The organism is Orbus hercynius (assembly GCF_003634275.1).
Classification (GTDB): Bacteria; Pseudomonadota; Gammaproteobacteria; order Enterobacterales; family Orbaceae; genus Orbus; species Orbus hercynius.
Window position 1 is genome coordinate 316,289 of sequence record NZ_RBWY01000002.1, and the last position, 9,609, is coordinate 325,897.

Annotated in this window: 10 protein-coding genes; 6 read left to right on the forward strand and 4 right to left on the reverse strand. The window is 36.8% G+C overall.

Annotated features, from left to right (window positions below; all coding sequences use genetic code 11):
• Position 1: 1 nt before the first annotated feature.
• Both DES39_RS07075 and rplQ read left to right on the forward strand, forming a co-directional pair.
• On the forward strand, positions 2-991 hold the full coding sequence (locus DES39_RS07075; protein WP_121145083.1) for a DNA-directed RNA polymerase subunit alpha: 990 nt from the start codon (positions 2-4) through the stop codon (positions 989-991).
• 29 nt (positions 992-1,020) lie between these two features.
• The gene (gene rplQ, locus DES39_RS07080; protein ID WP_121145084.1) at positions 1,021-1,413 is read left to right on the forward strand and encodes a 50S ribosomal protein L17; all 393 of its coding nucleotides are present in this window, start codon (positions 1,021-1,023) and stop codon (positions 1,411-1,413) included.
• A gap of 88 nt (positions 1,414-1,501) precedes the next feature.
• Here rplQ and DES39_RS07085 read toward each other — a convergent pair whose 3' ends face one another.
• The 3 genes from DES39_RS07085 to slyD form a co-directional block, all read right to left on the reverse strand.
• Entirely contained in the window at positions 1,502-1,720 is a 219-nt protein-coding gene (locus tag DES39_RS07085; RefSeq protein ID WP_121145085.1) for a SlyX family protein, read from the reverse strand.
• Between the two features lie 111 nt (positions 1,721-1,831).
• On the reverse strand, positions 1,832-2,479 hold the full coding sequence (gene radC, locus DES39_RS07090) for a RadC family protein (RefSeq protein WP_121145086.1): 648 nt from the start codon (positions 2,477-2,479) through the stop codon (positions 1,832-1,834).
• Positions 2,480-2,636: 157 nt separating this feature from the next.
• The gene (gene slyD / locus DES39_RS07095) at positions 2,637-3,245 is read right to left on the reverse strand and encodes a peptidylprolyl isomerase (protein ID WP_121145087.1); all 609 of its coding nucleotides are present in this window, start codon (positions 3,243-3,245) and stop codon (positions 2,637-2,639) included.
• Between the two features lie 241 nt (positions 3,246-3,486).
• On the opposite strand from slyD, the gene ubiA reads away from it, so the two are divergent.
• Complete coding sequence (gene ubiA, locus DES39_RS07105) at positions 3,487-4,332, forward strand: 4-hydroxybenzoate octaprenyltransferase (RefSeq protein WP_121145089.1); 846 nt, start codon at positions 3,487-3,489, stop codon at positions 4,330-4,332.
• A 2-nt stretch (positions 4,333-4,334) separates the two neighbouring features.
• On the opposite strand, the gene plsB is transcribed toward ubiA, so the two are convergent.
• The gene (gene plsB / locus DES39_RS07110; RefSeq protein WP_121145090.1) at positions 4,335-6,764 is read right to left on the reverse strand and encodes a glycerol-3-phosphate 1-O-acyltransferase PlsB; all 2,430 of its coding nucleotides are present in this window, start codon (positions 6,762-6,764) and stop codon (positions 4,335-4,337) included.
• Between the two features lie 441 nt (positions 6,765-7,205).
• Between plsB and rpmB the strand changes: the two genes are divergently transcribed.
• The 3 genes from rpmB to gpmM all read left to right on the forward strand — a co-directional run bounded on the left by rpmB (position 7,206) and on the right by gpmM (position 9,480).
• Positions 7,206-7,442, forward strand: coding sequence for a 50S ribosomal protein L28 (rpmB, locus tag DES39_RS07115; protein WP_121145091.1), 237 nt, complete (start codon positions 7,206-7,208; stop codon positions 7,440-7,442).
• A 22-nt stretch (positions 7,443-7,464) separates the two neighbouring features.
• Positions 7,465-7,632: a 50S ribosomal protein L33 gene (gene rpmG, locus DES39_RS07120; RefSeq protein ID WP_121145092.1), complete on the forward strand. Its 168-nt coding sequence runs from the start codon at positions 7,465-7,467 to the stop codon at positions 7,630-7,632.
• Positions 7,633-7,929: 297 nt separating this feature from the next.
• The gene (gene gpmM / locus DES39_RS07125) at positions 7,930-9,480 is read left to right on the forward strand and encodes a 2,3-bisphosphoglycerate-independent phosphoglycerate mutase (RefSeq protein WP_121145093.1); all 1,551 of its coding nucleotides are present in this window, start codon (positions 7,930-7,932) and stop codon (positions 9,478-9,480) included.
• Positions 9,481-9,609: the final 129 nt, after the last annotated feature.

Consider the following 9,609-nt stretch of genomic DNA (forward strand, 5'->3'; position numbering starts at 1 on the left):
AATGCAGGGTTCTGTAACAGAGTTTTTAAAACCTCACCTAGTTGATGTTGTTCAATACAACCATACTCATGCAAAAGTGACCTTAGAGCCACTAGAGCGTGGATTTGGTCATACACTAGGTAATGCACTGCGCCGTATTTTATTATCATCAATGCCGGGATGTGCTGTAACGGAAGTTGAGATCGATGGCGTTTTGCATGAATACAGTACTAAAGAAGGCGTCCAAGAAGATGTACTTGATATTCTGTTGAATTTGAAAAAGTTGGCAGTAAAAGTACATAGTAAAGATGATGTAATGTTAACACTGAATAAATCTGGATCAGGTGTTGTGACTGCTTCTGATATTACTCATGATGGTGATGTTGAGATCGTCAATCCTAATCTTGTGATCTGTCATCTTACTGACGCTAATGCTTCAATTAATATGAGAATTCGTGTGCAAAGAGGTCGTGGATACGTTCCTGCTTCAGCACGAGTTCGATTAGAAGATGAAGATCGTCCAATTGGTCGTTTATTAGTTGATGCATGTTTCAGTCCAATTGATAAGATTGCATATTCTGTAGAAGCAGCCCGTGTTGAACAACGTACGGATTTAGATAAGTTAGTTATCGATATGGAAACTAACGGAACGATTGATCCCGAAGAGTCAATTAGAAGAGCCTCTACTATTTTGGCTGAGCAACTTGAAGCTTTTGTTGACTTACGAGATATTCGTCAACCAGAAGTTAAAGAAGACAAACCAGAATTTGATCCAATTTTACTACGTCCAGTAGATGATTTGGAGTTAACTGTTCGATCTGCAAACTGTTTGAAAGCAGAAGCAGTTCATTACATTGGTGATTTAGTACAGCGTACTGAAGTTGAGCTTTTAAAAACGCCTAATTTAGGTAAGAAATCACTTACTGAAATTAAGGATGTGCTCGCTTCTCGTGGTCTATCTCTTGGTATGCGCCTTGAGAATTGGCCACCGGCAAGTATTGTTGAAGACTAATATAAAGTTTATATAAGAAGGATAAAGTTATGCGCCATCGTAAAAGTGGTCGTCAGCTTAATCGTAATAGCAGCCATCGTCAGGCGATGTTTCGTAATATGACAAGTTCACTTGTCGAGCACGAAATTATCAAGACAACTTTACCTAAGGCTAAAGAGCTGCGTCGAGTAGTTGAACCGTTAATAACATTAGCTAAAACTGATAGTGTAGCTAATCGTCGTTTGGCTTTTGCTCGTATTCGTAATACGGATGCGGTAAAAAAATTGTTTTCAGATTTAGGTCCACGTTTTGCTAATCGTCCTGGTGGATATATTCGCATTATGAAATGTGGTTTTAGAGCTGGTGACAATGCTCCAATGGCTTATATTGAGTTAGTCGATCGCCCTGAAATCGATGAGTCAAAAGTTGCTACAGCTGAATAGTGCTGTATCATATTAAAACCGACTATATGTCGGTTTTTTTTGTCTTAAACTCTGAAATATTGTGGCTAAGTCAATTTATTGGGGTATTTTAATAATGGGGCGGTGGTGTTTCTTCTGATGCATCGGCGATAATTGATGCATGGGTAGTTTGCAATTTTTTTGATAGCAATGTCAGCTGCTCTTTTATTTTAGCCATATCTGATTGTAATTGGACCACCATTTGGTTAAGTTCTTCAATTGTTAATTCTTGAAAACTGACTTTGGTCTCTAATCGTTCAATTTGTTCACTTAATTTGTCATTTTTCATGTTATGTTCTTCCTTAATTTTACTGCTATCATAATGCAAAATAACATAAGATGCGAGAGTCAGCGTAAGATACTTGTTTTAACAATCAAGATATTTTTGTGAAGGATGATTTTATAACCAACCCCGCTCAGCGAATGACACATATTCGCCTTTGCCAATAACAAAGTGATCAATAATGCGAATATCAACTAAATCACATGCCTTTTCTATTTGATAAGTAATATTGCGATCGGCTTGGCTGGGTTCAGCAACTCCTGACGGATGATTGTGCGCAAGAATAAGCGCTGCGGCATTATGCTTTAAAGCTTCACGAATAATTTCTCTAGGGTGCACTTCTACAGAATTGTAAGTGCCTACAAACATTTCTTTGGTACAAACAACATGATTTTGGTTATTAAGAAAAATCACTAAAAAAATTTCTCGTTCCTCATCTGCTAGTCGACTTGCCAGGTAATGGTAAGTTAGGTTTGGTGAAGTAAGTGAATCTTCTTGCGTCATTTGTACCTTCAAATAGCGAGAAGATAATTCGATAACTGCTTTAAGCTGAGTGTATTTGGCTGTACCGAGCCCTTGTTTTTTACAAAAATCACCATGACTGGCATTCATGAGTTTATTTAAGGATCCAAATTCATACAATAGCATTTGTGATAGACGTAAGACCGGGATACCTTTGGTGCCTGTTCTTAAAAAAAGTGCTAGCAATTCATGATCAGATAGCGCTGCAGCGCCAAATTGTAGTAATTTTTCTCTTGGCATCATTGGATTTAACCTTATTATTAATAATTAATTAAAAGTTAAATTTTGCTAGAAATAGGGAGATGGTACAGCTTAAATATTGAAATATGGTAACGAGCTCGCAAAAGCGTTTTTCTGTGGGATAAAAAGCGCTAAAGATTTAGCGCTTTTTTGAATTAGCTTAGTGCTTACATCCACAGCCACCGTGACCACCACAGCAACCATCATCTTCATCGCTGTCACTGTGATAACCATCATCGTCGTTACTACAGCACCCACCACCGCCATGGTCTCCGCAGCCACAGCCTCCATGGCTATGACCCTGTGTGCCATGAACGTGTCCATGAGCAAGTTCTTCCTCAGTTGCTTCACGTACATTTATGACTTCAACACTAAATTTTAGATCTTGTCCGGCAAGCATATGGTTACCATCAACAGTAATCTTATCACCATCAATAGCTGTAATTTCGACTGGTACTGGACCATGTTCGGTATCTGCAAGAAAACGCATGCCTACTTCAAGATCATCAACACCGACAAACACTTCACGTGGTACTTCTTGTACTAGATTGTCATTGTAATCACCATAAGCGTTACTTGATGCAACGTCAACATCAAATTTATCATTAGCTTGATGGCCATTTAAAGCATCTTCTAGACCTTTAATTAAATTACCTGCGCCATGTAGATATTCAAGCGGAGCAACCACTGTTGCTTCGTCAACTAAGACACCATCTTTTGTGCGAACTTGATAAGCTATACTTACGACACTATCTTTTGCTATTTTCATTTTATCTCCAGTCTTTAGCGAGAAAAGATGCGACGATTTTAGCTGAAAAAAAGCATAATGTATCTTTATTTTTAAAAATTATATTGAGTAATATGACATTATGCCGTTTTAATATGATCATTAAATTCATTTGTCTTAGCCACCATTTGTATTTAATCGGATATTGGATTATTGGTTTCACAACTATCATATATTCCACTATAATTTGTGATATACCGACTTATTGTGAGGTCATTTTAATATGAAAAATTTCGCATTAGCCTATTGTAAACTCATGCGTCTGGATAAACCCATTGGGACATTGTTATTATTGTGGCCAACATTATGGGCGCTATGGTTAGTTGGAGAGCCAACGCTGAAATTATTTATTGTGTTTACGCTAGGTGTTTTTTTAATGCGCTCTGCTGGGTGTGTTGTGAATGACTTTGCCGATAGAAAATTTGATGGTAGCGTTTTAAGAACACGAAATAGACCCTTAGCAAGTGGTCAATTAACAAGTAAAAATGCATTGTTCATATTTTTAGTATTAATTGTTATATCGGTATTATTACTATTTACGTTACCCCCTCTTACTTGGTTAATTGCGTGTTTTGCTTTTTTAACGACGCTAGTCTATCCATTTATGAAAAGATTTACTCATTTTCCCCAATTGATTCTGGGGATTGCATTTAGCTGGGGAATCCCGATGGTTTATGCCGCAACGCTGGGTTCTTTTCCACTGACTTGCTGGCTATTATGTATTGCAAATATTTGTTGGACTATTGCATATGACACAATGTACGCGATGGTTGATCGTGATGATGATTTAAAAATAGGGATTAAATCAACGGCTATTTTATTTGGGGAAAACGATAAATTATGTATCGCAATATTGCAGACCATGACTGTATTGTTATTAATCATGATTGCTGTAATCAATCAGTTAGCTGTCAGTTTTTATTTTGCTTTATTTGCTGTAGTACTACTCTTTATTTATCAACAGACATTGATTGCTAACCGAAATAGAGAATGCTGTTTTAAAGCATTCTTAAATAATAACTATATCGGTTTGAGCATCTTTATTGGTCTACTGGTAAATCATTTTTAGGCTTAATATATTTCTTCTATGGTTTGTAAAACTTGATTTGCGATAAGCGGTTGCAAAATTTGATTCATAGAGCTAATCTTATCAAGATTAGCTTCATTTTTATCATCAAGATATCCCTGTTCTCTTAATGCTGTTATCAATGTAGAAAATACGCCTTTATCACAAAATTCTGGTGCATTAATGCCATGTAATACAGAGAGTCTTTCTGCAATGAGTCGGCTCTCTTTTTCAAGCGTCATTCTGCTTATGGTCGGGTCTTTCTGCAACAGTGAGAATGCAATGCTATAGCGTTGTAAAGTATCATTTGCATTGGAGGCTAATAGTTGAAGTGAGGCAATTTTAAGATAATTAAGTGTAATGCGCTCTTGTGTATAGTTAATTAAATTCATCTCAGCTAAATTCACAATGATTTTATGAACATAATTTAATAGTTGTTCTTCATCAAAATAGAGAAAGAAATCCGATTTAAGCAGTGGATAGAATCTGAGTATTTGTTCAACTAACTCTTGTTGTGAAATCCGATTATGTTTCAGTAGTATTTTGGCAATCAACGCCGGAATAATAATTAAGTGCTGAATGTTATTACGATAAAAAGTCATTAATACGGCTTGTTCTTGACTCAAACTAACAATTTCACCAACTTCATCTTCAGTAATGACAAATTTACCCATTGCTTTGGCATGTTCAAATAATTCTTCTGAACTTTTATGAGGTACTGTAATGAGATCTGAATAGGGCACATTTCTTAGTAAAAATAGTGTACTATCCATATACTCGAGTAAGCGTTTTTTAGTTAATGCACGTTGCTGAGAGGCCAGTAAGATAGAACAACATAGATTCATTGCATTGACTGCTGCTGATGCATTGATGTTTTCCATAATGTTTTTAGCTAATAAATTGGTTGTTGGCGTTAACCAATTTGGTCTCGCTGTCCCTGTCGGTTCTATGGCTTCACGCCATTCAGGAATATTTTGGTTTAAGAATTGGTTTAGCGGAATTGGCTGACCAAAATTTACGTAACCAAGCCCAAGTTTTTTAAGCTTAAGAAAGGCTTTGAGCATTTGCCACAAGCTTTCCTTCTTTTTTGTTGCGCCGCGCAATTCGTTGGCATAGGTTGCTACTTCTAATACATGCTCATAGCCAATGTAAACTGGTACGATAGAAATCGGCCTTGGATCGCCACGTAACAGAGTCTGAATGGTCATCATTAGCATGCCTGTTTTGGGATCGAGTAGACGACCAGTGCGGGATCGCCCGCCTTCAATAAAGTATTCAACTGAGTAGCCACGAATAAAGAGCTCAGCTAAATATTCACGAAATACTGCAGTATACAGTTTATTACCTTTAAATGATCGCCGAATGAAGAATGCGCCAAGCCGGCGAAAGATCGGGCCCGCCGGCCAGAAGTTGAGGTTAATACCTGCCGCAATATGTGGTGGGACTAACCCCTGCCGATAGAGAACATATGAAAGTAATAAATAGTCCATATGGCTGCGATGGCAAGGCGTATAGACGATCTCGTGTCCGTTTTGTGCAAGTTCTCTAACGGGATCGGCATTGGTGACTTTGAGTCCTTGATATAATCGGCTCCATGCCCATGTTAGAACGTAATCTGTTAATTTTAACGCTCGATAGGTAAAATTGGCGGCGATTTCATTTAGCATTCCAAACGCATCTTTTCTGATTTTTTCCTCAGAAATATTTTTATTTTTAGCCTCGTCTTGTATTATTCCGGTAAGGACAGGACTATTAAGCAACTTATTTAACATTTGTTGCCGAACTGGTAGCATAGGGCCTACAGACGCAGTACGCTGCTTGGCAAAATGAATACGTGCTACACGTGATAATTTTAGTGATAGTTTATCAATGTCTTTTGTTGGTGTAGATAATATTATGTTTTTAAATGACACGGTATTCGAAAATCGTGTATAACAATCTCTGCCGGAGAACAGCATCTTTATGAACTTACGTATGCCACCAAGTACTTGTAAAGAGAGTTTCTTTTTACCTTCTTTATTTGGAGCACGGCTAAACATAACCGACACGGGCAACATTTGTACATCTAGCTGTTCATTTTGTTGGTGCGCATCAATATACTGTTTAATAATATTGATTGACCTATTTTTTTGTTGATTTGAAGCAAAGATACCGGGCCCTTTATCAATATAAAGATAAGCTGGTAAAACAGTATGATTGGTATTGATACCTTTTAATGGATCGGGTAATTGATGCTGTTTACACAGCGAACGCAAAACCAACAGATCGATTTTTGAGTTGTATGGTAATACATAGAGAATCGGTCTAGACTTATCTATATTGAGTTCACTAATCGGATCAGTCGGAATTGACTTGCTTTTTACAAATAATCGGACAGGTATATTGATTACTGAAAAACAAGTCGTTGCCCACCAAGAGGTTGTCCACTTTGACATAATTTCAACAACTCAGAATATTAATTTCAAATAGTATATGATAGCAAAAATCAGTGAAAAGGATAGTATATGCCCAATAAAACTTATTGACGATACGCTAAATATAATAAAATTGAGTAAATTTTGAGATTATATCGATGATAAAACAATCTAATTATAGCAACATAGATAAGTATAGTCTGCTTCTACACACTGTTTTAGTGCAATGTTTTTATTTGAATAAGATTTTTTTATTGTAACATGTAATAATACTTGAGAATATTTGCATAACAGCGTATACTTCGCTACCTTAATTATTGTGGGTATAGTATGAGTAGTTGGTCTATTGTTGTTAAGACTTATCTCAACGACCTGATAGAAGACTAAAGCCTGACGAGGTTAATGTTCCATTAACATATTGTATCCAAGGCCTAAGCACTGAAATTTCGGAGAATTATTGACATGTCACGAATCTGCCAAGTAACAGGCAAGAAACCATTAGTAGGAAACAATCGTTCACATGCGATGAATGCTACTAAACGTCGTTTTCTGCCAAATCTTCAAACTCACCGTTTTTGGGTTGAGAGTGAAAAACGTTTTGTAAAATTACGTATATCAGCTAAAGGTATGCGCACTATCGATAAAAAGGGTATTGATGCAGTTTTAGCTGAACTTCGTGCCCGTGGCGAAAAATACTAAGAAGCTATAGAGGAAAATTATCATGGCTAAAGGTGTACGTGAAAAAATTAAATTAGTTTCTTCTGCTGGTACTGGTCATTTTTATACCACTAGCAAAAATAAAAGAACAATGCCTGAAAAAATGGAAATCAAAAAATATGATCCCGTTGTACGTCAGCATGTTGTATATAAAGAAGCTAAAATTAAGTAATCTTAATTTAGATAAAAAAGCCCAGCGTTTGCTGGGTTTTTTTATTAATGAAATATGACGAGTAAATAGCCTATTTTTACCAAAATATATTTTTTCGAGTCAAATTCCTATTTTACTAGGGCACCCTCATCAAACTAGCTATTACATTAAACATCAGCACTGACAAGTTAACTTTTTGATTGATAAATTATTGGCAACATAGCACCTGCTAAAAAGGATAACCCTATACCACAATGGGCATCTGTAGTAAAATACGAGCAGTTTAGATTGGTATATTAAGATAATTTAGGAGCAAATGTGAGCAATACAAACAAAAAACCAATTGTCCTTGTGATTTTAGATGGTTATGGTCATAGAGAAGATCAAAAAGATAATGCCATTGCAGCTGCACGTAAGCCTGTTATGGATAATTTAATCAAGACTTGCCCAAATACTTTAATTAATGCCTCTAGTATGGAGGTGGGTTTGCCATTTGGCCAAATGGGTAACTCTGAAGTTGGACACACTAATATTGGCGCAGGAAGAGTTGTATATCAAGATTTAACTCGTGTCGCTAAAGCAATTATGGACGGTGAGTTTGAGCAAAATCCGGTGCTAATTAAAGCGATTGATGATGCGGTTAAAAGTGATAAAGCTGTTCATATTATGGGATTACTATCATCGGGTGGTGTACACAGCCATGAAGAGCACATCATGGCGATGGTTGAGTTAGCTGCTGCTCGTGGTGCAACTAAACTTTATTTGCATGCCTTTTTAGATGGTCGTGATACACCACCAAGAAGCGCACAAGCGAGCTTACAAGCTTTCTCTGATAAGTTTAAAGCGTTAGGCAAAGGTCGCGTTGCTTCTTTAGTTGGGCGATATTATGCAATGGATCGTGATAATCGTTGGGATCGTGTGGAGCAAGCTTATAATTTATTAGTTGATGCTAAGGGTGAGTTTACTTACGCTTCCGCTGTTGAAGGATTACAAGCTGCTTATCATCGTGATGAAAATGATGAGTTTGTAAAACCAACGGTGATTCAAGCTGTAGATGAGCCAAGTGCAGTAATGCAAGATGGCGATAGCCTAATTTTTATGAATTTCCGAGCAGATCGTGCTCGTGAAATTTCGCGCGCATTTATTAGTAACGATTTTGATGGATTTAAACGCCAGCGCATAGTTAATTTTGCTCATTATGTGTCATTAACTGAATATGCAAGTGACATTAAGTCAACTGTCGCTTATGCACCAGAATCATTGACTAATACACTTGGTGAGTGGTTAGCTAAAAATAATAAAACTCAATTGCGTATTTCAGAAACTGAAAAATATGCACATGTGACATTCTTTTTTAATGGTGGGCTAGAAGTACCATTTGCTAATGAAGATCGCATTTTAATTAACTCACCAAAAGTTGCAACATATGATTTACAACCAGAAATGAGTTCGGGAGAATTAACGGATAAATTAACGGCAGCCATTGAAAGCCAAAAATATGATGTTATTATCTGTAACTATCCTAATGGTGACATGGTTGGTCATACAGGGGTTTTTGATGCTGCCGTAAAAGCGGTTGAAGCTCTAGATCACTGTATTGGACGCGTTGTTGAGTCGGTTAATAAAGTTGCCGGTCAACTATTAATTACGGCAGATCATGGTAATGCAGAAAAAATGCGTGATGACGAAACAGGCCAGGCACATACTGCTCATACGAATTTACCGGTGCCATTGATTTATGTTGGATCTAAATCGGTTAAAGCGGTAGAAGGTGGTAAGCTGTCTGATTTAGCGCCGACAATGCTGACATTAATTGATATGGATGTGCCGGCAGAAATGACAGGTAATGTTTTATTTATTAATAAGTAATTTTATTTTTATCAAAATGTAACGTGCTCTACTTGTTAGAGCACTTTGTTTGATATTCTGTTTGTCAGCAATAAAGCAATCGGTTATAGTGGACAATAAATAAAATATATAATTCTATTTAATAAATCC